Origin of the sequence: Streptacidiphilus sp. P02-A3a (assembly GCF_014084105.1) — a bacterium.
GTDB lineage: Bacteria > Actinomycetota > Actinomycetes > Streptomycetales > Streptomycetaceae > Streptacidiphilus.
This window is the reverse complement of record NZ_CP048289.1, coordinates 6,787,294-6,812,252: the sequence shown is the minus strand read 5'-3', so window position 1 is coordinate 6,812,252 and position 24,959 is coordinate 6,787,294. Positions and strand designations below refer to the sequence as shown.

Below are 24,959 nucleotides of genomic sequence, written 5' to 3'. Positions count from 1 at the left end.
GCCACCGGGACCGCCACCCCCGCACCGCCGCGCACCGGCAGCCGGAGCAGGCCCGGCGGCCGGGTTCGGTTTGCTGCGCCGGTATCCGGCAAGTCGCTCGGAGGGAAGGCGCGTTGCGCAGGGAGCGCCCCCAAGGCAGCGGAAGAGGGAAGCATGTCCACAGGTGTGATCATCGTGGTCGTGGTCGCGGTCGTCGTGCTTGCCGCGTTGGCGGCGGCGTTGCTGCGGCCCGGTCGGCGCAGCAGACGGCTCCAGGAGCAGTTCGGCCCGGAGTACGATCGCGTCGTCGCCCAGCACAACGGCAACAACCGGGCGGCGGAACAGGAACTCCAGGAGCGGGTCAAGCGGGTCGAGCAGCTGGACATCCGGCCGCTGGACGCCGCTCAGCGCGAGCACTACCTCGCTGACTGGTCCGGGCTGCAGGAGCAGTTCGTCGACGAGCCCGCGAAGTCCCTCAGCGAGGCGGACCAGTTGCTGGCCGGGGTGCTGCGCGATCGGGGCTACCCGGACGACGACCCGTACACGGCGCTGTCCGTGCACCACTCCGGCGCGCTGGCCGGATACCGGAACTCGCGGAGCGCGGCGAACCGGGCCCGGCAGGGCGAGGGAACGACGGAGGAGCTCCGGCAGTCCTTCGTCGAACTCCGGGGCGCCTTCGAGGCGCTGGTGAGTGAGGGACCCAAGAACCAGCGGATACCGGTCCAGCGCACGGCACCGGCCCTGCGTCAGAGCCAGACCACCGAGGAGAGTGCCTGATGACCGACACCGACCGTCGATTCGCCGCTCAGGGCGACGACCTCAGCAAGCGCAGCCGCTCGAACACGGGCTCCGTGGAGCCCGCCGAACCCGTCGCACCCGCGGCGGAGGTGACGCGCCCGGACACCACCGGTGATGCCGACGCGACCGCGTTCGCCGCCGACGCGGCCTCTGACGCCGCGTACGCGGCCAACACGGACGACGTCGGCGGCACCGGCGGCACCGGCACCGGCGTCGGCACCGGCACCGGCGTCGAGCCGGGCGGGACGCGGGAGACGCCGACCCGGCTGTCCGCTTCCGCTTCCGCTGTCGAGGGCGACGGCGAGCCGTTCCTGTCCGGGGCGGACGCGGAGAGGTTCCGGGCGAAGTGGCAGAGCGTCCAGTCCGGTTTCGTGGACGACCCGCGCCAGTCCGTGGAGGAGGCGGACGGGCTGCTGGAGCAGGTGGCCGTGTCCTTCGCGCAGTCGCTGACGGCCGCCCGGACCGCTCTGCGTGACGGCTGGGACGGCAGCGACGCAGCCGGCAGCGCGGCGGACGACGCGGGCACCTCGACCGAGACGTTGCGGGGAACGCTGCAGGACTACCGGCGGCTGGTGAACCGCCTCCTGGGTGTCTGACCCGCGCTGACCACCCGGCCGTGCGGGGCCGGCCGTTCAGCGGCGACCACGGGTGGGCCGATGCTGCCGGAGTGAGCGAAAGGCGCCACCGCGCCCGCTCAGGTCCGGCAGTCCGGTCGTGGATCCGTGGCTCACGCCCCTTCCCGACCGGCCCTCCGAAGCGGCGCGTGATCCTGGGCCTGTTTGCCGGGACAGCGGTCTCGTGGGCCGGTTGGGCCGCCCTGATGACGCTGAGCATCCTGCGGCCGCGGGATCACGTGCCGCAGGTCCCGCTGATCGCGTGGGTGTCCGCCTCAGTGGTGTCGGTCGCTCATCGGCCCTGGGTGAGCCGCAGGATGCGTTCGGCGTTCCCGTGGGCGACCTTGGCCTTGTCCGCCGGGGCGAGGGGCGCCGTGCGCATGAACTCCGCTGCCGCCTCGGTCCGCTCGAACGGGTAGTCGATGGAGAACATCACGTTGTCGATCCCGATCGCGTGGATCGCCGCGACCAGCGCCTCGTGCGAGAACACGCCACTCGTGGTGATCGCGATGTTCGTGCCGAAGTACTCCGAGGGCAGTTTCTTGAGCCGCAGCTGCTTCTCGGGGTCGAGGTCGGCGTAGCGGACGTCGAAGCGGTACAGGTGGGAGGGCAGGAACTCACCCATGTGCCCCAGGATGATCTTCGCGCCGGGGAACCGGTCGAAGACGCCGCCGAAGATCAGCCGCATCGCGTGGCCGCCGGTCCTGGCGGCCCAGCTCCACGTGGCCTGGTCGAGCCCGGGGTATCCCCGCAGCAGGCTCCAGTCGTCGGCCGGGATGGGGCTGGGGTGGATGTACAGGGCGACGCCGAGGTCCTGCAGGGTCTCCCAGAACGGGTCGTACTGCGGCTCGTCCAGGTAGTGGCCGAGGGTGTGGTCGTTGACCAGGGCCCCGCAGAGCCCGAGTTCCCCGATGGCGCGGCGCAGCTCGGCCGCGGCCCGCTTCGGGTCCTGCAGGGGGACGGCGGCCAGGCCCTGGAACCGGCCCGGGTGCTCGTTGACGACGGTGGCCAGGAAGTCGTTGACCGTTCGGGCGTCGGCCACCGCGACGTCCGCGTCCGGCTGCATCTGGATACCCGGGGCGGTGAGTGACAGCACCTGCGTGTCGACGCCGTGCCGGTCCATCTCCGGGAGCCGGAACTCGGTGAAGTCCGGCAGCAACCGCCGCAGGTTCGCGAGCACTTCGGGCTTCAGCGGGATGTGGGCGACCGGCGATCCCTCGGTCCGCAGCTTGTCGTACCAGAACGCTTCCTCTAGGGCGATCAGCTTCATCGGAGTGCCTTTCCGTCCGGCCGAGTCGCGGATCGGTGATGCCGTCGGCCGGAGGGCGGAGGACACCGCGCAAACCATTAAGTAACTTAATGGTTATGAGTGCTAGGCTAGCACGGTGTCCAGCGAAGACAAGCCGACCCGGGAACCGCTCGCCAAGCTGTTGTGGCGAGCGCACAACTGGTTCCGTACGGCCGTGACCACGGGCCTCGAACACAGCCCCGGCGGGGTGAGCCCGGCCCACGCGACACTGCTGAGCCAACTCGATCCGGACGGCATACCCATGTCCGACCTGGCCCGACTGATGGGCGTGAGCCCCTCGGCGACCCACCAGATGGTCCATCACCTCGCCACCCTCGGGCTGCTTGAGGTCGTGCCGAACCCCCGCTCGGGACGGTCGAAACTCGTCGTGCTCACACCGGAGGGCCTCATCCGCCGTCGACAGGCGCTGGACATGCTCGACGAGCTGGAGGCCGAACTGGCGCAGCGGATCGGGAAGCGACGCGTCGCGGCGCTGCGTGACGCGCTCGAACAGGGCTGGGGCGACACCGGCACCGATGGCTGAACGCGACGGCCCAGCTGGGCTGATCCGCGACGGCGCGCTGGGCGATGACCAGCAGGATCGCCGAGGGCCGGCCCGACGGAGGGGGAGCCCGCCCAGGAATCCTGGGCGGGCTCCCCCTCCGTCGGGCCAGGGGCTCAGACCATCGAGACCACGGGCTTGGAGCAGAGGACGGCGGCTCCGGTGACGATCAGCACGGCGGCGGTGGCGGCGAACATCACCTCCGCGTGCGACTGGGCCAGCGCGCCGCACAGCACCAGGGAGACGGGGGCGGCGATGTAGCCCGCGACCATGTCGACGGAGATGACGCGGCCGAGGATCTCACCGCGGATGTTGCGCTGGATCCAGCTCATTCCGAACACGCCCTGGAAGCCGATGCCCAGGCCCATCAGCAGCACCACACCGACGGCTTCGACCAGGTTGCCGAGCACCCCCAGGGCGAGCATCCCGGCGCCCAGCCAGCCGGTGAGGGCGGAGATGAGCAGACCCACCCGCAGGTGGCGGCGGGTCGCGCCGCCCAGCAGGGCGCCGACGATGGCCCCCGCGGCCAGTGCGCCGTCGAGCAGGCCCAGGGAGGTCGCGCCGCCGTGCAGCCGGAACCTGGCCAGGCTGGCGAAGCCCACGGTGAACGGACCGGCGTAGCAGAAGGTCACGGCGGTGTCGATGGCGACCATGGCGCGGATCCGCGGGTCCGTCCAGACGTAGACCAGACCGGCCCGGATCCGGCTGCCGAGCGAGTCCCTGGCCGAGCCGGTCCCGGTCCTGGCCGCCGGGGCGGAGAGGCGGCGGGTGGCCCGGCTGACGAACAGGGCGACCAGGGCGAAGCAGGCGCCGTCGACGGCGAAGGCGGCACTGGGGTCGGTGGCGGCCACCACGATGCCGCCGATGGCGGGGCCGAGCACCGAGGCGACCCGACTGCCCACGCTGAGCAGGGCGTTCGCCGGCTCCAACTGCTCGGGCTCGACGACCGAGGGGAGGATGGAACTGCGGGCGGGCTGGAAGAACGCGTCGACCGCGCCGAAGAACGCCGCCGCCGCGAACAGCATCCACAGGTTGAGCAGGTGCGCGAACCCGGTTGCCGCCACCCCCGCCATCAGCGCGCAGCGCAGCAGGCTGGAGAACATCATCAGGTGACGGGCCGACAACCTGTCGCTGAGCGCCCCGCCGAGCAGGGTGAGCAGGGCGCGCGGCACGGCCTGGCAGGCGAGGACCACGCCCAGAGCCAGGCTGGAGTGGGTGAGCGTGAGGGTGATCCAGGCGAAGGCGACGGTGCTGAACCCGTCTCCCAGGAGCGAGAAGGACTGGGCGGTCCAGAGGTTGCGGAAGGGGGCCGTGCGCAGGGGGGCGCGCAGCGAGGGGCGTTCGGTCGGGGTCTCGGTCGGAGCCATGGTCTGAGTCATGCGCTGGTTCTTCGCCTTCGTCGGGGTGCGGAGCCGGGTGCGGGGGGCCGGGTGCGGGAGTCCGGGTGCGGAGGACGTCAGTAGCTGACCGGGAGGTCCTTCAGGCTGCGGTTGAGCAGCGACAGCTGCCACTCGTGGCGGGACGGGAGGAGCCGCAGGTCCGGGTACTCCCGGACGAGGACCCCGAGCGCGCTTCCGGCCACCAGCCGGGCCAGGGGCGCGCCGATGCAGAAGTGGATGCCGTAGCCGAACCCGAGGTGCGAGGTGCGGCCGCGGTGCACGTCGAAGGTGTCCGGGTCGTCGAACTGCCGCGGGTCGCGGTTGGCCGCGGCGGTCACCAGGAAGATCCGGTCACCGGCGCGGATGTCCTGGCCGTCGAGCCGCAGGTCCTCGGCGGCGATGCGCACCGACATCTTGGAGGGGCCGTCGAAGCGCAGGGCCTCCTCGACGGCGCCGGACAGCAGCTTGGGGTTCTCCCGTACCGCCTCCAGCTGCCGCGGGTGCGTGAGCAGTGCCCGCAGCCCGTTGGCGATCAGGTTGCTGGTGGTCTCCCCACCGGCGAAGGCCAGATGGGTCAGCATGCCGATGAACTCCTCGTCGCTGACCGTGTCACCGATGGCGCCCCCGGCCAGCACCGCGCTGATCAGGTCGTCCTGCGGCTGCTCACGGCGCAGGCGCACCAGCTCGCCCAGGTAGTCGTAGAGCTTGACCAGGGACTGCAACGAGGTGCGGTACTCCCGCTCCTCCTGGGCGGCGCCCAGCACCAGGTCGCCCACCCGGGCGTTCCAGTACCAGAACGAGGGGGCGTGGGCGTGCGGGACACCGAGCCAGCGGGCGAAGACCAGGCTGGGCAGGGTCCTGGCGACGTCGGCGACGGCGTCCCCGCTGCTGCCGGGCGCGGCCCGGCGGGCCAGCAGCGACGTGGTGGCCTTCTCGATCAGCCCCGTGTAGCGGTTGATGGCGCGGGCGGAGAACTGGTCCTGGAACACCCCGCGCAGCCGACGGTGCTGCGGCGGGTCGTTGAAGACCATCCAGTGCGACAGCAGGCCGACCGCGCGCCGGGCCTCGTCGTCCAGGACGCTCTCCGGGATGGCCTCCATCAGCGGCCGGACCCGGTCGGCGGACAGCGACGGGTGCCCCAGGGCCTCGGCCATCTGCGCGTAGCCGGTGACCAGCCAGGCCCGGTGGACGCTGCTCCAGTGGACGGGCCGGTGCTCGCGCAGCGCGTTCAGGTAGGGGTACGGGTCGGCGTTGACCTGCGGGTCCAGCAGGTAGCGCTCGGTGAAGCGGGTGGCGGTCAGCACGGGAGTCCTCCGGAGGTCAGCGTGTCGAGCAGCGCGGCGATGGTGCCGACGCCGGGATCGGTGAGCATGGTGCGGTGCCCTCCGGGGAGGTGGTGCACCTGGAGTCCGCCTCCCGCCAGGTCCTGCCAGGCCGACAGGTACTCGCGGTAGGGGACGCCGATGTCGGGCATCGGGGTGTGCTCGGGCCGGTCGGCCGTGTCCTGGCCGATGACCAGGTGGATCCGGCCGGGGTAGGGGCGGGCCCGGTATCCGGCCAGGGCCTCCAGCAGCGAGTGCCACACCTCGATCGGGGCGTCCTGGGCCAGGTCGACCTCCTGGTCGACCATGCCCGCGTCGCGCAGCAGGGTCCGCAGCCGGGCGTCCGCCGCGGCGCGGGCCTCGGATCCGACCGGGGTGGCCCGCAGTTCGTCGCGCAGGACCAGCGCGTGGCGCTGCTGCTCGGCGAAACCGGCGAGCCGGCGGTGGGTCTCCGGGGTCGGCAGGTAGGGCTCGACCAGCACCAGCGGCGCCACCTCGGCCCCGGCGTCCAGGAGTTGGGTGGCCATCTCCAGGGCGATGTTGGCGCCCATGGACCAGCCGAGGATCGCGTGCGGTCCGCCGTCCTGGTCGGCCGTCAGTTCGCTGACGTAGTTGGCGGCGATCTCGCGGATCGTGAGCGGGTCGGTGCCACCGGCCAGGCCCAGGGCCTGGTAGCCGTGCACCGGCCGGGCACCGCCCAGGGCCCGGGCGAGCGGGAGGTACCAGGTGACGCTGCCGCCGGTGGGGTGGACGCAGTTCAGCGGCTGCCCCGTTCCCGGGCGCAGCAGCACCCGGGAACGGGGGCCCGCCACCGGGTCCGCCGCGGCCCCGAGCCCGGCGATGGTGGGTGACTCGACCAGGTCGCGGACGGTCAGCGTGAGACCCTGGGCGCGCGCCTTGGCCACCACCCGGACGGTGGAGAGCGAACTGCCGCCCAGCGCGAAGAAGTCGTCGTGGACGCCGACCCGCTCCACGCCCAGCACCTCGGCCCACACCTGCGCCAGCGCCTGCTCGGCGGGGGTGCGCGGGGCGACGTAGCTGTCCGCCAGTTCGGCGCGGACACTGGGCACCGGCGGCAGCGCCCGGCGGTTGACCTTGCGGTTGGCGGTGAGCGGTACCGCGTCGATGACCACGTAGGCGGTCGGCACCATGTGGGCCGGCAGCCGACGGCGGAGCGACTGGCGCAGGTCCTCGGCCTGCGGGGCGCTGTCCGGGTCCGGCGGCACCACGTAGGCGACCAGCCGTGGCTCACCACCCCCGTCGGCGCGCACCATCGCCACCGCCGACTGGACGCCGGGGTGGGTCAGCAGCGCGTCCTCGACCTCGCCGAGCTCGATCCGGAATCCCCGCAGCTTGACCTGGCTGTCCTGGCGTCCGACGTAGTCCAGCGAGCCGTCGGCGGAGTAGCGGACGATGTCGCCGGTGCGGAACAGCCGGGCGCCGGCGCGGCCGCTGAAGGGGTCCGGGACGAAGCGCCGCGCGGTGACCCCGGGGCGGCCCAGGTAGCCGCGGGCCAGGCTGAGGCCGCCGATGCAGAGCTCGCCGGGGGCGCCGACCGGTACCGGTTCCAGGTCGTCGTTGAGGACGTAGGCCTCGGTGTTGCGGATGGGCGTGCCGATGGAGGGCCGACCGCCGCCCGGCAGGCACTGGGCAGCGGTCACCCACACGGAGGTCTCGGTCAGGCCGTAGCCGTTGAGGAAGCGCCGCCCGGGCGCCCAGGCGTCGACGATCTCGGCGGGGCAGGCCTCGCCGGCGACCATCAGGGTGCGCAGCTCCGGCAGCCCCCGCGGATCCATCACGCTCAGGGCGGTCGGGGGCAGCACCGCCGCGGTGATCCGCTGGGTGCGCAGGGTGCGGGTGAGGTCGGCCCCGGGCGCCAGGTCCTGGCGGGTGGCGGTGCACAGGCCCGCGCCGTTGGCCAGCGCCCAGGTCATCTCGAACACCGAGGCGTCGAAGCTGCTGGACGCGAACTGTAGTACCCGGTCGTCCGGGGTCGGCGCCAGCACGTCCTGCTGCGCCCGGACCAGGTTCAGCATCCCGCGGTGGGTGACCGCCACGCCCTTGGGTGTGCCGGTGGAGCCGGAGGTGTAGATCACGTAGGCGGTGCTGTCCGGTCCCACACCGGACTTGGGGCAGCCGACCGGCAGGTGCCCGGACTCCGGGTCCGGCTCCGCGGTGAGTGCGCCGATCATGAGCGTGTGCTGGACCGGAGGGGCGGCGTCGGCCAGCTCGGGCTGGGTCAGCAGCACCGTCATCGCCGAGTCCCCGACCATGAAGGCCAGCCGCTCCCCGGGGTACTCGGGGTCCAGGCAGAGGTAGGCGGCACCGGACTTGAGCACCCCCAGGATCGCCCGCGCGAGGTCCGGGCCCCGTTCCAGGCAGATGCCGACCACGGTCTCGGTGTCGACGCCCAGCGCGCGCAGCCGCCGGGCGATCCGGTCACCGGCGCGGTCGAGCTCGCCGTAGCCGGTGACGTCCCGCCCGTGGACCAGGGCGGTCGCCCGCGGCCGCTGCTCGGCGTGCTGCTGGACCAGTTCGTGGAACAGCCGCCGGTCGTCGTCCTCCTGGTACGGGTCCTGCGGCGCACCGGCGTGCTGCGTGGTGGCGGCGTTCCAGCGGTGCAGCACCAGGTCGCGGGCGGCGCCGGTGAGGGCGGGCCGGGTGACCGGGCCGTGGGGCTCGGCGGCCATCGCCCGCAGCAGGCCCCGGTAGGTGTCGGCGAGCTGTTCGCAGGCGGTGGCGTCCAGGTAGCGGGGGTCGGCGTCCAGGGTCATGCCGCCCGGGTTGGCGTTCAGGCTGAGCGGGAAGTTGGTGCGGGCGACCTCCAGGGTGTCCTCCCACACGTCCTTTTCGAGCCGGTGGAAGTTCACGAAGTTGAAGACCGCCTCGACCGCCACCCCGCCGAGGGAGCGCTGCATCTCGGCGAGCGGGAACCTGCGGTGCGGCAGCAGGGCGCGCTCGGCGGCGAAGGTCTCACGCAGGTAGTCGACCCAGGAGCGGGCGGTGGAGTGGAACCCGAGCGGCACCGTGTTGAGGAACAGGCCGCGCAGCAGGTCCGCGTTGGCGTGCTCGGGGCGGCCGTTGGTGACCATGCCGATGCTGTGGGGGTCGTCGCCGGAGAAGAGGTCCATCAGCCGGTAGAAGGCGGCCAGGAAGACCGTCCGCACCGGGACCCCGGCCAGCGCGGCGACCCGGGCCAGGGGCTCGGCCAGCTCCCGGTAGGAGCGCTCGGCCTCGTGCGGCGGCTGGTCGCCGACCAGGGCCGGGCCGGGGGCCGGGGCGAAGTGGACCGGCTCCAGGCCGACCAGCGCCCGGTGCCAGAACTCGCGGGACGCGGTGGAGGCGAGTGCCTCGCGCTCCAGCGCCACGTAGTCCGCGAAGCGCACCGCGGGCCTGACCGCGGCGGCGGGCGCCAGTCCGGCCGCCCGGCGGTGGTGCGACTCCATCAGGTCCGCGATGAACGAGGTCAGGCTCCAGCCGTCGAGCACCACGTGGCAGTCGGTGATGGTCAGCCGGAACTCCTCCTCGCCCAGCCGGTGCACGAACAGCCGTACCAGCGGGGCGGCGGACAGGTCGAAGGGCAGCGCGGCCTGCTCGCGCACGTGGGCGGCGGCGGCCTCGCGCTGCTCGGCCGGTGACAGGCCGCGCAGGTCGGCGAAGCCCACCGGCAGCGTGGCCCGCCGGTGCACCAGTTGCAGTGGCTCGGTGTCGCGCAGCAGGTCGAAGGAGGTGCGCAGGATGTCGTGGCGCTCGACCAGGACGTCCACGGCCTCCTGGAACGCGGCGAGGTCGAAACCGGCGCTGTCCCGCAGCTTGAAGCTGGTCACGTTGTGGTAAGCGCCGCGCTCCGGATCGCTCATCAGCTCGTGCAGCATGCCCGCCTGGAGCATCGTCAGCGGATAGGCGTCCTCGACCCCCGGCGGCAGCGAGGCCGCCTCGGCGCTGCCGATCATCGACAGGGCCGCCACCGGCGCGGTCTCGACCGGCGCCGTCGAGTGGTCGGCCAGGTCGGCCAGCTCCGCCAGCACCTGGGCCCGGAAGATGTCCGGGATGCTGAGCGCCAGCCCGGCCTCGCGGGCCAGCCCGATCACCCGCAGGGCCAGGATGGAGTCGCCGCCCAGCCGGAAGAAGTTGTCGTCCACGCCGACCCGGTCGAGCCCCAGGACCGTGCCCCAGATTCCGGTCAGCAGCGCCTCGGTGGGGGTGCTCGGCGCGGTGTAGCGCGCGCTGAGGTCGGCCTCGCGTGCCTGGAGCAGCGCCAGGGCCTTGCGGTCGACCTTGCCGTTGACGGTCAGCGGCAGCGCCGGGTGCTCGGTGATCAGGGCCGGGACCATGTAGTCGGGCAGGCCGCGGCCGAGGTGGGCGCGCAGCTCGCGGGTGTCGACCGAGCTGCCGCCGACCGCCGTGCCGCCGACCGGGGCGTCGGCGCCGGTGGCGATGTGCCCGACCAGCCGTCGCACGCCGCCCGGCTCCTCGCGGACCACGACCGCGGCGTCGACCACTCCGGGGAAGCCGCGCAGCGCGGCCTCGATCTCGCCCAGTTCGATGCGGAATCCGCGGATCTTGACCTGCGCGTCCACCCGGCCCAGGAACTCCAACTGCCCGTCGGGCAGCCGCCGGACCCGGTCGCCGGTCCGGTACAGCCGACCACCGGCCGGTCCGTAGGGGTCGGGCACGAAACGCTCGGCGGTCAGCGACGGGCGTCCGAGGTAGCCCCGGGCCAGACCCGCCCCGGCGACGTACAGCTCGCCCGGGACGCCGACCGGTACCAGCCGCTGGTGCTGGTCCAGCACGTAGCCGCGCAGGTCCGCCAGCGGCACCCCGATCGGCGACAGGGTGTCGCCCTCGGCGTCCTCGCGGGTCAGCACCCGGTGGGTGACGTGCACGGTGGTCTCGGTGATCCCGTACATGTTCACCAGCCGCGGCCGGTGCGGCGCGGGGTCGGCGAACCAGTCGCGGAAGTCCCGCGCGCTGAGCGCGTCGCCGCCGAAGACGACGGTCCGCAGGGCGAGTTCCGCGAACGAGCGGCCGGACTGCGCGGCCTGCGCCCGCAGGCCCTGGAAGGCGGCGGGGGTCTGGCTCAGCACGGTGACCCGCTCGGTGGCCAGCAGGTCGAACACGGCCTCCGGATCCCGGACCACGTCCTTGGGGGCGATCACCACGCGCCCGCCGTTGGCCAGCGCCCCCCACAGCTCCCAGACCGAGAAGTCGAAGGCGAAGGAGTGCAGCAGCGACCAGACGTCGTCCGGGCCGAAGTCGGACCACGCCTCGCAGGAGGCGAACAGCCGGGCGGCGTTGTGGTGGGTGACCACCACGCCCTTCGGACGGCCGGTGGAGCCGGAGGTGTAGATGATGTAGGCGGCGTTGCCGGGCCGCGGCGCGGTGCCCGGCGTGCCGTCCAGGTAGGGGCAGCCGGAGCCCTCCAGCGCGCCGGGCGCGTCCAGCACCAGTACCTCGGCGCCCAGGTCCGCGACCTGGTCGTGGGTGGCGCGGTCGGTGAGCAGCAGGTCGGCCCCGGCGTCGGTGACCATGAAGCCGAGCCGCTCGGCCGGGTGGGAGCCGTCCATCGGCAGGTAGGCCCCGCCGGCCTTCCAGATCCCCAGCACCGAGACCGCGAGCCATTCGTCGCGGCCCACGCAGACACCGACCCGGGACTCCGGGCCCACCCCGCGGACGCGCAGCGCCGACGCCAACCGCTCGGCGCGATCGTCCAGTTGCGCGTACGTCAGGCGCCCGTTCGGGCTCACCAGGGCGACCTGGTCGGGGCGGAGGCGGACCTGCCGCTGGAAGGCGTCCAGCAGCAGCGGCACCGTCGGGGCGACGGCCGGGTCCGGGTTCCCCGCCTGCGCCAGCAGCGACGCGCGCTCCTCCGCGGCCAGCGGCTCCAGGGCGGCGATCGCCGTCGCCGGGCGGCTGACGATCGCGTCGAGCACCCGGTGCACATGGTCGGCCAGGGTCGCGACCGTCTCCGGGTCGAACAGGTCGCGCCGGTAGACGAACGAGAGCGTCAGCCCGTCCGGCTGCTCGGTGGCGTGCAGCGACAGGTCGAACTTCGCGATGTCCGCGCCGACGGACACGGTCTCGCCGCGTGCGCCGCCCAGCGTGAAGCCGCCCCCGTCGGCGTACTCGTAGGCGAAGAGCACCTGGAACAGCGGGTTGCGGCTGAGGTCGCGGTCCGGGCTGAGCACCTCGACCAGGCGCTCGAAGGGGACGTCCTGGTGGTCCATCGCGCCCAGGGCCGAGTCCCGTACCCGGGTCAGGTAGTCGGCCAGCGTCGGGTTCCCGGACAGGTCGCCCCGCATGACCAGGGTGTTGACGAAGAACCCGACCAGCGACTCGGTCTGCGGACGGTCGCGGTTGGCCACGATCGTGCCCACGGCGATGTCCTCCTGCCCGGTGTGGAAGCCGAGGGCGATCTGGTAGGCGGCCAGCAGCGTCATGAACATCGTCGAGCTGCCGCGCTCGTTGAGCTGCCGCAGCGACTGCCGCAGCCGGGAGGGGAGGGCCAGCTTGAGGACCGCCCCCTCGTGCGAGCGCTCGACCGGGCGCGGCCGGTCGGTGGGCAGCTCCAGCGGGGCGAGACCGGCCAACCGGGTCCGCCAGTAGTCCAGGTGGGCCTCCGCGCGAGCCCTGCCGCCCGCGGCGGACTCCCAGGCCGCGTAGTCGCGGTAGGTGATCGGCAGCTCCGGCAGGGCGGCGGCCCGGCCCTCGGCGCGGGCGCCGTACAGGGCCGCCAGGTCGCGGCAGACGATGCCCAGGGACCAGGCGTCGGACACGATGTGATGCATCGCCAGGACCAGGAGGTGGTCCTCCGCGCCGACCCGCACCAGGGTCGCCCGGAACGGGGCCTCGGCCGCCAGCTCGAAGGGCCGGTTCGCGGCGGCCTCGGCGGCCGCGGTCGCGGCCTGCTCCCGTGCCGCCGGAGCGACACCGGACAGGTCCACCCACTCCAGGGTGAACCCGCCGACCGGCAGTTCCTCCTGGAAGGCCACGCCGCCACGGCTGGGGAACCGGGTCCGCAGCTGCGGGTGCCGCTGGACCAGGTCGTCCAGGGCGAGCTCCAGCGCGGAGCGGTCGAGCTCCCCGGCCAGCCGCCAGACGGCGGGCATCAGGTACTCGGTGCTGCCGGGCCGCAACTGGTCCAGGAAGTTGAGGCGCTGCTGCGCGCTGGACAGCGGTACCGCGGTCGCGCCCGGGGCCAGGCGCGGGATCTCCGGAGCGGCCTGGCCGGTGGCCTGTAGCCCGCGCAGGCGCTGGTTCAGCAGGGCGCGCGCGGCGGGGGTGAGGGCCTGGCGGGCGTGGGGCTTCGCGGCTTCCTTGATGCTTGACATGTCAGATCCTCGTTCGGCTGGTCACTGGAGGTGGAGGTGGAGTGACAGGTCGATCTCGTCGCCGCTCATGGCGGCGATCTCGTCGATCAGGAGCTGTTCCACGGTGACCGCCAACGCGGAGACGGTCGGGTTCTCGAAGATGTGCCGGACCTGGACGGCGCAGTCGAACGCCTGGCGGATCCGGGAGGCGACGACGGTGGCCCGCAGCGAGTGGCCGCCGAGTTCGAAGAAGTTGTCCTCGACGCCCACCCGGTCGATGCCCAGGGCGACCGACCAGATACTGGCGATCACGTCTTCGGTGGGCGTGCTGGGTTCGACGAAGGAGGTGCTCTTGGCACCCTCGTCGGTGGTGGGTGCGGGGAGGGCTTTGTGGTCGATTTTGCCGGTGGGGGTGGTGGGGAGGGTGGTGAGGTGGATGTAGGTGGTGGGGATCATGTGGTCGGGGAGGGTGGTGGCGCACCAGGTGCGGAGTTCGGTGGTGGTGAGGGGGGTGGTGTGGGTGGTGGTGTAGTGGGTGGTGAGGCGGGGGTGTCCGGGTTGGTCTTCGCGGATGGTGGTGATGGCTGTGGTGATGTGGGGGTGGTTGGTGAGGGTGGTTTGGATTTCGTCGAGTTCGATGCGGTAGCCGCGGAGTTTGATTTGGTTGTCGAGGCGGCCGAGGTAGTGGAGGGTGCCGTTGGGGAGTCGGCGGACTCGGTCGCCGGTGTGGTAGAGGCGGCTGCCTGCGGGTCCGTGGGGGTCGGGGGTGAAGCGGTGGGCGGTGAGGGCGGGTTGGTGGTGGTAGCCGCGGGCGAGTTCGGGTCCGCCGATGCACAGTTCGCCGGGTACTCCGAGGGGGGTGGGGTTGCCGTGCGGGTCGAGGACGTAGGTGCGCCGACCACCCAGAGCGGTACCGATCGGGATGCGTTCGGCGGTGCGCCGGTGGACCGTGTGGGCGGTGGCGGCGATGGCGGTTTCGGTGGGGCCGTAGGTGTTGACGACCGGGACGTGCGGGAGGTGGGTGAACCAGGCGTCGGTGGGAGCGGGCGGGAGGACCTCGCCGCCGGTGATCACGAGTCGCAGGGTCGCGAGGGCGGGGCGGGCGGTGTGGTCGAGGCCGGCGGCGAACTCGGCCCAGTAGGTGGGGACCAGCTCCATGACGGTGATGCCGTGGGTGTGGATCTGCTCGCGGAGTTCCTCGATGGTCCACACCTGCTCGGGGCGGATCACCACCTGGGCTCCGGCGGTGAGGCCGGGGAGGGTCTGTTCGAGTGAGGCGTCGAAGGAGTAGGAGGCGAACTGGAGGATGTGGTCGTGGGGGGTGAGTGCGTAGTGTTCGCGGATGGTGTGGGTGTGGCGGGCGAGGGCGGGGTGGTCGACGGCGACGCCCTTGGGTTGTCCGGTGGAGCCGGAGGTGTAGATGAGGTAGGCGAGGGAGCCGGTGGGGTGTGGGGTGTGGGTGCCGGTGGTGGGGAGGTCCTCGATGAGGATGGGTGTGGGGTGCAGGGTGGTGGTCAGGTGGGTGAGTTGTCGTTGGGTGATGATGCAGGACAGGTCCGCGTCCTGGGCCATGTGGGCGAGTCGGGCGTGGGGGTAGGCGGGGTCGAGGGGGACGTAGGCGCCCCCGGCCTTCCAGATCCCCAGCAGCGCGACCGGTAGCCACTGGCCGCGTTCCAGGCAGACGCCGACCCGGGATTCGGGGCCGACCCCGGCGGTGTGCAGGGTGTCGGCGAGGGCGTCCGAGCGGTCGGCCAACTCCTGGTAGCTGAGCTGCTGTTCGCCGCAGACCACGGCCACCGCGCCCGGATCGCGGGCCACCTGCGCCGCGAACGCCTCCAGTACCGACAGCGGCTCACCGGTCACCTCCACCGGCGCGCTGAAGGCCTCGACGCTCAGCCGCTCCTCCTCGGACAGCATCCGCAGGTCGCCGACCCGGGTGCCGGGCGCGTGGGCGACCTCGACCAGGACGCTCTCGACATGGGAGGCCAGGCGGCGGACCGTCGCCTCGTCGAAGAGGTCGGTGGCGTACTCGACATGGATGGAGAAGCGACCCTCCCTGCCGGTGCCGAAGGAGAGGGAGAGATCGAACTTCGCGGTGTCCCGCGGCAGGTCGAAGGGCGTGAACTCGGCCCCGGCGGCGGTGACCCGGGTGGCCGGCCGGTCGTTGACGTCGAACAGCACCTGGAAGAGGGGGTTGCGGCTGAGGTCGCGTTCGGGTTTGAGGTCTTCGACGAGGCGTTCGAAGGGGAGGTCTTGGTGGTCGAAGGCGCCGAGGACGTTGTCGCGGACGCGGGTGAGGTGGGTGGTGAAGGTGGGGTTGTCGGTGAGGTTGGCGCGGGTGACGAGGGTGTTGACGAAGAAGCCGATGAGGCCTTCGATTTCGGCGCGGTTGCGTCCGGCGATGGGGGTGCCGATGGCGATGTCGTTCTGTCCGGTCCAGCGGGCGAGGACGGTGTGGAAGGCGGCGAGCAGGACCATGAAGGTGGTGGCTCGGTGTTGTCGGGCGAGGGTTTCGAGCTGGGTGATGAGGGTGGTGGGGAGGGTGTAGGTGATGGTGCCGCCGCGGCCGGTGCGGGTGGTGGGGCGGGGGTGGTCGGTGGGGAGGTCGAGGATCGGCAGATCGGCCAGGGAGTGGCGCCAGTAGTCGAGTTGGTCGTCGAGGACCTGGCCGGTGAGTCGGTTGCGCTGCCAGTTGGCGAAGTCGGCGTACTGGATCGGGAGTGGGGGCAGGGTGGCGGTGCTGCCGGTGGTGCGGGCCTCGTAGCAGGCGGTGAGTTCGTCGGTGAAGATCTTGTTGGACCAGCCGTCGGAGGCGACGTGGTGGAAGGTGACGACGACGAGGTGGTCGTCGGTGTCCAGGGTCCAGGCGGCGGAGCGCAGCAGGGGTGCGGTGGCGAGGTCGAAGGGTTGGGTGGCGAAGCTGGTGGCCAGGTCGCGTGCGTGGTCCAGGCGTTGGTCGGTGGGGGTGGTGCTGAGGTCGGTCCACTGGAGCGGGACGGTGGCGTGGTCGGCGATGCGTTGCACGGGGCGTCCGTCGACCTCGGTCAGGGCGGTGCGCAGGACCTCGTGCCGGGCGACCACATCGTCCAGCGCCAGCTGCCAGGCCACCCGATCCAACGCCCCACGGACCCGCCACACATGGCTGAGGGTGTACTCGTCGCGGGTCGTGGAGAGCCGGTCCAGCAGCCAGAGCCGCTCCTGGGCGAAGGAGACCGGCAGCGCCCCGCCGCGCTCCACCGGCACCATCCGACCACCGACCGCGCCACCGGCTACGGCGACCTGCTCGGCGAAGTCACGGATGCAGGGCTTCTCGAAGAGGGTGCGCAGTTCGACCGAGCGGTTGAGCTGTTCGGCGATGCGGGAGACGGCCATGGTGGCGAGCAGCGAGTGGCCGCCGAGCTCGAAGAAGTTGTCGTCGATGCCGATGAGGGTGGTGCCGAGGACCTCGGCCCAGATGTCGGCGATGGTCTGCTCGGTGGGGTTGCGCGGAGCGGTGTAGTCGCTGTCGGTGTCGCTGCGCCCGGTGGTGGGTGCGGGGAGGGCTTTGTGGTCGATTTTGCCGGTGGGGGTGGTGGGGAGGGTGGTGAGGTGGATGTAGGTGGTGGGGATCATGTGGTCGGGGAGGGTGGTGGCGCACCAGGTGCGGAGTTCGGTGGTGGTGAGGGGGGTGGTGTGGGTGGTGGTGTAGTGGGTGGTGAGGCGGGGGTGTCCGGGTTGGTCTTCGCGGATGGTGGTGATGGCTGTGGTGATGTGGGGGTGGTTGGTGAGGGTGGTTTGGATTTCGTCGAGTTCGATGCGGTAGCCGCGGAGTTTGATTTGGTTGTCGAGGCGGCCGAGGTAGTGGAGGGTGCCGTTGGGGAGGCGGCGGACTCGGTCGCCGGTGTGGTAGAGGCGGCTGCCTGCGGGTCCGTGGGGGTCGGGGGTGAAGCGGTGGGCGGTGAGGGCGGGTTGGTGGTGGTAGCCGCGGGCGAGTTCGGGTCCGCCGATGCACAGTTCGCCGGGTACGCCGAGGGGGGTGGGGTTGCCGTGCGGGTCGAGGACGTAGGTGCGCCGTCCACCCAGAGCGGTACCGATCGGGACCCTTCCGGGGGTGTCCCCCTGGACGGTGTGGGCGGTTGCGGTCACCGTGGTCTCGGTGGGCCCGTAGGCGTTGATGACGGTGGTGCCGGGGAGGTGCCGCTGCCAGGCGGCCAGCGCGGTGGCGGGCAGCACCTCGCCGCCGAGGACCAGTAGCCGCAGCGTCGCCATCGCGGGTACCTGGGCCGCCGTCAGGCCCGACACCATCTCCGCCCAGTACGCCGGCGGGAAGTTGGCCACGGTGATGCCGTACTGCTCGATCACGGACGGAACGTGGCTCGGCAGCCAGGGATCGTTCGGCCGGATGATCACCCGGGCGCCGCTGAGCAGCGCCGGGAGCAGCTGCTCCAGGAACGGGTCGAAGGAGTAGGAGGCGAACTGGAGGATGTGGTCGTGGGGGGTGAGTGCGTAGTGTTCGCGGATGGTGTGGGTGTGGCGGGCGAGGGCGGGGTGGTCGACGGCGACGCCCTTGGGTTGTCCGGTGGAGCCGGAGGTGTAGATGAGGTAGGCGAGGGAGCCGGTGGGGTGCGGGGTGTGGGTGCCGGTGGTGGGGAGGTCCTCGATGAGGACGGGTGTGGGGTGCAGGGTGGTGGTCAGGTGGGTGAGTTGTCGTTGGGTGATGATGCAGGACAGGTCGGCGTCCTGGGCCATGTGGGCGAGTCGGGCGTGGGGGTAGGCGGGGTCGAGGGGGACGTAGGCGCCCCCGGCCTTCCAGATCCCCAGCAGCGCGACCGGTAGCCACTGGCCGCGTTGCAGGCAGACGCCGACCCGGGATTCGGGGCCGACTCCGGCGGCGTGCAGGGTGTCGGCGAGGGCGTCCGAGCGGTCGGCCAACTCCTGGTAGCTGAGCTGCTGTTCGCCGCAGACCACGGCCACCGCGCCCGGATCGCGGGCCACCTGGACCGCGAACGCCTCCAGTACCGACAGCGGTTCACCGGTCACCTCCACCGGCGCGCTGAGGACGGTGAGAGCCTGCCGCTCCTCGTCCGTCAGCAGGTCCAGGCTCCCGACCGGTACGTCAGGGGTGACCGCCACCGCTTCCAGGAGTCGGCGCAGGTGGCTCGCCAGCCGCTCGACGGAGTCCGCCTCGAACAGGTCCCTGGCGTAGGTGAAGTGGAACTTCATCCCGCCTTCGACCGGTCGCGTGATCAGCGAGATGTCGAAGGGCGAGGTGGGGTCGCCGGTGTCGAGGCTCATCGGCGACAGCTGGATGGAGCCGTGGTGCGCCTCGGCCTGCTCGAAGTTCTGGGTGACGAACCAGGCCTGGAAGAGGGGGTTGCGACTGGGGTCGCGTTCGGGTTTGAGGTCTTCGACGAGGCGTTCGAAGGGGAGGTCTTGGTGGTCGAAGGCGCCGAGGACGTTGTCGCGGACGCGGGTGAGGTGGGTGGTGAAGGTGGGGTTGTCGGTGAGGTTGGCGCGGGTGACGAGGGTGTTGACGAAGAAGCCGATGAGGCCTTCGATTTCGGCGCGGTTGCGTCCGGCGATGGGGGTGCCGATGGCGATGTCGTTCTGTCCGGTCCAGCGGGCGAGGACGGTGTGGAAGGCGGCGAGCAGGACCATGAAGGTGGTGGCTCGGTGTTGTCGGGCGAGGGTTTCGAGCTGGGTGATGAGGGTGGTGGGGAGGGTGTAGGTGATGGTGCCGCCGCGGCCGGTGCGGGTGGTGGGGCGGGGGTGGTCGGTGGGTAGGTCGAGGATCGGCAGGTCGGCCAGGGAGTGGCGCCAGTAGTCGAGTTGGTCGTCGAGGATCTGGCCGGTGAGTCGGTTGCGTTGCCAGTTGGCGAAGTCGGCGTACTGGATCGGGAGTGGGGGCAGGGTGGCGGTGCTGCCGGTGGTGCGGGCCTCGTAGCAGGCGGTGAGTTCGTCGGTGAAGATCTTGTTGGACCAGCCGTCGGAGGCGACGTGGTGGAAGGTGACGACGACGAGGTGGTCGTCGGTGTCCAGGGTCCAGGCGGCGGAGCGCAGCAGGGGTGCGGTGGCGAGGTCGAAGGGTTGGGTGGAGAAGCTGGTGGCCAGGTCGCGTGCGTGGTCCAGGCGTTGGTCGGTGGGGGTGGTGCTGAGGTCGGTCCATTGCAGCGGGACGGTGGCGTGGTCGGCGATGCGTTGCACGGGGCGCCCGTCGACCTCGGTCAGGGCGGTGCGCAGGACCTCGTGCCGGGCGACCACGTCGTCCAGCGCCAGCTGCCAGGCCACCCGATCCAACGCCCCACGGACCCGCCACACGTACTTGAGGAGGTACTCGTCGCCGCTCGCCGAGAGCCGGTCCAGCAGCCAGAGCCGCTCCTGGGCGAAGGAGACCGGCAGCGCCCCGCCGCGCTCCACCGGCACCATCCGACCACCGACCGCGCCACCGGCGACCGCGGTCTTCCGGCCGGCCAGCCGCTTGGCGATGAGTTCCCTGCGCAGGGCGTCCGCCGTGGCGGGCGTGTTCTGGGTCTCGTTCACGACGCATCCATTTCGGCGAGCATGTCTCGGAGTTCTTCCTCGGTCAGGTCGGACATCTGAGCGGTGATCAGGTCTTCGACGGCTGTGGCCAGATCGGCGATCGTGGGGGCCCGGAAGAACTCCCGCAGCGGGAGGTCGACCTGGAACTCCACCCGGATCTGGGAGATCAGCTGGGTGGCCAGCAGCGAGTGCCCACCGCTGTCGAAGAAGTTGTCCCGGATGCCTGGGTCGCGCAGCCCGAGCAGGCGGCCCCAGAGGTCGGCGAGGGTCCGTTCGACCTCGTTCGTCGGAGGCTCGTGCCCGGCGTCCGGGGCCTCGGCGGCGCTGTCCGGGTCGGGGAATCCCCGGCGGTCGAGCTTTCCGCCGGGTGTCCGTGGGACGGAGTCGATCAGCAGCAGGCGGGCGGGCACCATGTGGGCCGGCAGTTGGCGGGCGCACCAGGCGCGCAGCTCCAGCGGGGTCACCGAGCCGGGCGACCGGGGGAGCACGTACCCGATGAGGCGCTGCCCGCCGGTCGGGTCCGGCCGCACCACCACCGCGGCGAAGTCGACGCCGGGGCAGGTGCCGAGCACCGACTCGATCTCACCCGGTTCGATCCGGAAGCCCCGGATCTTGACCTGGCTGTCGAGGCGGCCGAGGCACTGGAGACTGCCGTCGGTGAGCCAGCGGACCCGGTCACCGGTGCGGTACATCCTGGATCCCGGGGGTCCCAGCGGGTCCGGGACGAAGCGCTCCGCGCTCTGGGCCGGGCGGTTGTGGTAGCCGCGGGCGACGATGTCACCGCCGATGTAGAGCTCACCCGTGACACCGACCGGTACCGGGCGGCCGAGCGCGTCGAGGACGTAGTGGCGCGCGCCGCCGATCGTGCGGCCCACCGTCGCGGCATCGGCCGCCGCCGTGATCTCCGCGAGCGAGGACCAGACCGTGGCCTCGGTCGGTCCGTACAGGTTCCAGACCCGCAGCCCGCGTGCGAGGAGCCTGGCGGCCAGCTCGGTGGTGAGCGGCTCACCGCCGGACATCGCGTGGGTCAGGTTCCCCCAGTCGCCCCCCGCCTCGATCAGCATCCGCCAGGACGTGGGGGTGGCCTGGAGCACGGTGACCCCGTGCTCCCGGACCTGCTCGGCGAGTTCCCGGGCGTCCAGGGACTGCTCCTTGGTGATCACCACGATGCGGCTGCCGAGGACGAGTGGCAGCAGCAGTTCGACGGTCGAGATGTCGAAGCAGACGCTGGTGAGCGCGGCGATGGTGTCGTCCCCGCCCAGCGGGCAGGACCGCTCCATGCCCGCGAAGAACCGGATCAGGCTGCCGTGGTCGATGCCGACGCCCTTGGGCTGTCCGGTCGAGCCCGAGGTGTAGATCACGTAGGCGAGCGCGTTCCCGCTCGGGAGGTACGGGTCGGCGCCGCCGGACGCCGTGCGGGGGAGGTCCTCGACCAGGACCGGTGCGGTGTGCAGCGAGGCGGCCAGGTCGGCGAGGCCGCGCTGGGTGACGACGCAGCTGAGGCCGGCGTCCCGGGCCATGTAGCTGAGCCGGGCGGGCGGGTATTCGGGGTCGAGCGGGACGTAGGCGCCCCCGGCCTTCCAGATCCCCAGCAGCGCGACCGGCAGCCACGCGGTGCGTTCCAGGCAGACGCCGACCCGGGATTCGGGGCCGATCCCGGCGGCGCGCAGCGCCTCGGCGAGGGCGTCCGAGCGGTCGGCCAACTCCTGGTAGCTGAGCTGCTGTTCGCCGCAGACCACGGCCACCGCGCCCGGATCGCGGGCCACCTGCGCCGCGAACCCCTCCAGCACCGACAGCGGCCGGTCGGTGCCGCCGTCGGTGCCCGCCTCACCGGGGAGGTCGTGCAGCACCGCGAGCTCGCCGGGGACGAGGATGTCGAGGTCGCTGACGGGCGAGTCGGGGCTGTCCAGCGCCGAGCCCAGCAGCCGGAGCAGCCGGGCGCCGATGAGCTCGACCGTGTCCTGGTCGAAGAGGTCGCTGGAGTACTGCAGGAGACCGGAGAGGCCTTCCGGGGCGCCGGTCGCCGAGAAGTGCTCACTCAGCGAGAAGGTGAGGTCGAACATCGCGCCGCGGAGGTCCAGCGGGTCGGACTTCCCGTTCAGGACGGACGCGGTGTCGGTGTTGTTGAAGGCCAGCATGATCTGGAACAGCGGGTGGTGCGCCGGTGAGCGGTCCGGGTTGACGGCCTCGACGACCTCCTCGAACGGCAGGTCCTGGTGCGAGTAGGCGGCCAGGTCGGTCTCCCGCACCCTCCGCAGGAGCTCGGTGAAGCTCGGGTCGCCCTGGGTGTCGGTGCGCAGGACGAGGGTGTTGACGAAGCAGCCGACCAGGTCGGCCAGGCCCTCCTCGGTGCGCCCGGCGACAGGCGTGCCGATGGGGATGTCGGTGCCGGCCCCGAGCCGGGTCAGCAGTGCGGCGATGACCGCGTGCAGCACCATGAACGTCGTGGCCCGGTGGGCGCGGGCGAACTCCGCCGTCCGGGCGTGCAGGCGCGGGTCGATCGCCAGGGTGACCCGGCCGCCGGAGTGGCCCGGTACCGGTGGCCGGGCGTGGTCGGTGGGCAGGTCGACGGCGCTGGGTATCCCGTCCAGCGCGGCCCGCCAGTAACCGGCCTGCTCGGAGCGGAGACCGGCCGGGTCCGCGGGGTCGCCCAGGAGCTCCCGCTGCCACAGCGTGTAGTCCGCGTACTGCACCGGAAGGGCGTCGAACCGCGGGGCGATCCCCCGGCCGCGGGCCTGGTAGGCGGTCGTCAGGTCGCGCGCCAGGGGCGCCTTCGACCAGCCGTCGACGGCGATGTGATGCGCCAGCAGCAGCACGGTCGTGGTGTCCGGTTCGTCGGACGGGAACATCCAGGCGCGGAACGGCGGTTCGGTGGCCAGGTCGAACACGTGGGCCGAGGCCTGGTCCAGCGCGGCGGCGAGGCCGCCGTCGGCGACCACCGAGAGCGGCGGGACGGTGGACTCCGGCAGCACGTACTGGTGGGGCCGGTCTCCGTCGGCTCCGGGGAGGAACACGGTGCGCAGGCTCTCGTGCCTGGTGGTCACGTCCTGGAGGGCCCGCCGCAGCACGGCAGGGTCCGGGCGGCCCGGCAGGGACAGCTGGAACGGCAGGTTGTACACCGCGCTGGGCCCCTCCAACTGGTCCAGGAACCAGAGCCGTTGCTGGGCGGGGGAGAGCGGGAGCGCGGCCGGGCGCGGCGCGGCGGCGAGCACCGGCCGGGAGCGGGTGCCGCGGAGCAGCCGCGGCGCCAGCAGTCGCACGGTCGGGGCCGTGGTGAGCGTCCTCAGGTCGACTTCCGCGTGCAGGGTGGACCGCACCAGGCCGATGAGCCGGAAGGCGAGCAGGGAGTGGCCGCCGAGGCCGAAGAAGTCGTCGTCGAGGCCGACCTCGGTGACGCCGAGCACATCGGCGTAGAGGTGGCAGAGGACTTCCTGTACCGGGGTGCGGACGTCGCTCCCGCTACCGGTGGTGCGGTACTCGGGGGCCGGGAGTGCGCCGCGGTCGACCTTCCCGCTGCTGTTCAGGGGCAGCCGATCGAGTACGACGACGGTGCTGGGGACCATGTAGGGGGGAAGCAGGGTGCCGACGAGTTCGCCCAGCGCCGCCGGGTCGACCCGGGCGTCCCGCTCCGCGACCACGTAGCCGATGAGGCGCCGGTCGCCCTCGCGGTCCTCGCGGACCGTCACCACGGCCTGGGCGACCGCCGGGTCGTGGCGCAGCGCCGCCTCCACCTCGCCCGGTTCGATGCGGTAGCCGCGCAGGTTGAGCTGCCCGTCCGCGCGGGCCAGGAACTCCAGCTGGCCTTCGGCGTTCCAACGGGCGAGGTCACCGGTGCGGTACATCCGTGACCCGGGGGCCCCGTCCGGGTCCGGGAGGAAGGCGGCGGCCGTGGGGCCGGGGCGGTTCCAGTACCCGCGGGCCAGGCCGGGGCCGCCGACGTACAGCTCGCCCACCGCCCCCGGCTCGACGGGTCGCAGGTCGCCGTCCAGCAGCTGGACGCTGGTGTTCCAGGCCGGGCGGCCGATCGGCAGCGGACCGGCCGGGAGCTGACTGCCGGGCTCCACGCGGTACTGGGTGCAGGCGACCACCACCTCGCTGGGGCCGTAGCTGTTGACCACGGCCGCGCCGGGGTACCGGGCCCGCCAGCCGGCCAGGGCCTCCGCGGTCAGCTGCTCGCCGCCGAGCATGAGCGCCCCGCTCGGTGCGAACTCGGCGCCGAGGTCCATCAGCCGGGGCAGCAGGCTGGGTGTGCCCTTGAGGAAGGCCGGCGGGTGGTCCAGCAGGTTGGCGCGGGTCCGGGGATCGTGCTCCAGGTCGGCGAGGAGGATCAGGCCGCCGGAGACCAGCGGTCCGAAGAGGGCGGTCGCGGTGCCGTCGAAGGAGACCGAGCCGTGGAACGGCACGCTCCCGGAGAGCTCCGGGTTGAGGTGGACGGTCCACTGGAGGTAGGCGGCCGCGGCGTGGTGCTCGACGACCACACCCTTGGGCGTCCCGGTCGATCCCGAGGTGTAGATGAGGTACGCCGGGTGCCGCGGCGACAGCGGTGCGACCCGGTCGGTGTCGGTGAGGTCGTCGGGTGACTGGGCGGCGCAGGCCGTGCGCTGCTCGGGGGCGTCCAGCTGGAGGACCGGCATGCCCCAGGCCCGCTCCGGGGACGTCCCGGTCCCGGTGATCAGGCAGGCCGGCCGGGTGTCGTCGAGGATCAGGCCGATCCGCTGGGCCAGGTGCCCGGGGTCGAGCGGGACGTAGGCCGCACCGCACTTGAGGACCGCCAGCAGCGCGGTGAGCAGGTCGTGGTCGCGGGGCAGCAGTACCGCGACCCGGTCCTCGGGGCCGATGCCGCGGGCGGCCAGCAGCCGGGCCAGCCGGTTGGCGCGGGCGTTGAGCTCCGCGTACGAGTGGGTGGTGGATCCGCGGACCGCGGCCGGGGCGTGCGGGGTGCGGGCGGCCTGCTCCTCGAACATGGACACGAGGGTGGTCGGCGGACCGGGCACGGTGGTTCCCTGCGCGAGAGCCAGGAGGTCGAACTCGTACGGAGCGCGGGCAGTGCGGGGGAACTCGTCCACGGAGCTGTCCGACTCCAAGCTTGATGCAGGCATGTCACCTTCCGAACGTCGATAGGGCCGAGGGCTTTCTCCGATCACCCGGGGCGGGGCCGCCGGTCTGAGCGGCCCGGCCCGGGTGCTGT

At 72.4% G+C, this 24,959-nt stretch carries 9 protein-coding genes; 3 read left to right on the top strand and 6 right to left on the bottom strand.

Features of this window, described 5'->3' with window-relative positions; translation table 11 throughout:
* Positions 1-153 precede the first annotated feature (153 nt).
* Together GXP74_RS28715 and GXP74_RS28710 are read left to right on the top strand one after the other, a co-directional pair.
* A complete protein-coding gene (locus GXP74_RS28715) occupies positions 154-756 on the top strand; it encodes a hypothetical protein (RefSeq protein ID WP_182454146.1) in 603 nt (200 codons plus the stop codon).
* On the top strand, positions 756-1,373 hold the full coding sequence (locus tag GXP74_RS28710; RefSeq protein ID WP_182454145.1) for a hypothetical protein: 618 nt from the start codon (positions 756-758) through the stop codon (positions 1,371-1,373). Before GXP74_RS28715 ends, GXP74_RS28710 begins: the two co-directional genes overlap by 1 nt.
* Before the next feature lie 310 nt (positions 1,374-1,683).
* On the opposite strand, the gene GXP74_RS28705 is transcribed toward GXP74_RS28710, so the two are convergent.
* Positions 1,684-2,661 carry an amidohydrolase family protein gene (locus GXP74_RS28705; protein WP_182454144.1) on the bottom strand — a complete coding sequence of 326 codons (978 nt, stop codon included), beginning with the start codon at positions 2,659-2,661 and terminating at the stop codon, positions 1,684-1,686.
* A 115-nt stretch (positions 2,662-2,776) separates the two neighbouring features.
* On the opposite strand from GXP74_RS28705, the gene GXP74_RS28700 reads away from it, so the two are divergent.
* On the top strand, positions 2,777-3,223 hold the full coding sequence (locus GXP74_RS28700; RefSeq protein WP_182454143.1) for a MarR family winged helix-turn-helix transcriptional regulator: 447 nt from the start codon (positions 2,777-2,779) through the stop codon (positions 3,221-3,223).
* 134 nt (positions 3,224-3,357) lie between these two features.
* Here GXP74_RS28700 and GXP74_RS28695 read toward each other — a convergent pair whose 3' ends face one another.
* The 5 genes from GXP74_RS28695 to GXP74_RS28675 form a co-directional block, all read right to left on the bottom strand.
* Entirely contained in the window at positions 3,358-4,620 is a 1,263-nt protein-coding gene (locus GXP74_RS28695) for an MFS transporter (RefSeq protein ID WP_182454142.1), read from the bottom strand.
* Positions 4,621-4,697: 77 nt separating this feature from the next.
* Positions 4,698-5,924, bottom strand: coding sequence for a cytochrome P450 (locus tag GXP74_RS28690; protein WP_182454141.1), 1,227 nt, complete (start codon positions 5,922-5,924; stop codon positions 4,698-4,700).
* Positions 5,918-13,273 (bottom strand): non-ribosomal peptide synthetase, encoded by a 7,356-nt coding sequence (locus GXP74_RS28685; RefSeq protein WP_182454140.1) that lies wholly within the window; start codon positions 13,271-13,273, stop codon positions 5,918-5,920. Before GXP74_RS28685 ends, GXP74_RS28690 begins: the two co-directional genes overlap by 7 nt.
* 21 nt (positions 13,274-13,294) lie before the next feature.
* Positions 13,295-19,771: a non-ribosomal peptide synthetase gene (locus tag GXP74_RS28680; RefSeq protein WP_182454139.1), complete on the bottom strand. Its 6,477-nt coding sequence runs from the start codon at positions 19,769-19,771 to the stop codon at positions 13,295-13,297.
* Positions 19,768-24,870 carry a non-ribosomal peptide synthetase gene (locus GXP74_RS28675; protein WP_182454138.1) on the bottom strand — a complete coding sequence of 1,701 codons (5,103 nt, stop codon included), beginning with the start codon at positions 24,868-24,870 and terminating at the stop codon, positions 19,768-19,770. Before GXP74_RS28675 ends, GXP74_RS28680 begins: the two co-directional genes overlap by 4 nt.
* Positions 24,871-24,959: the final 89 nt, after the last annotated feature.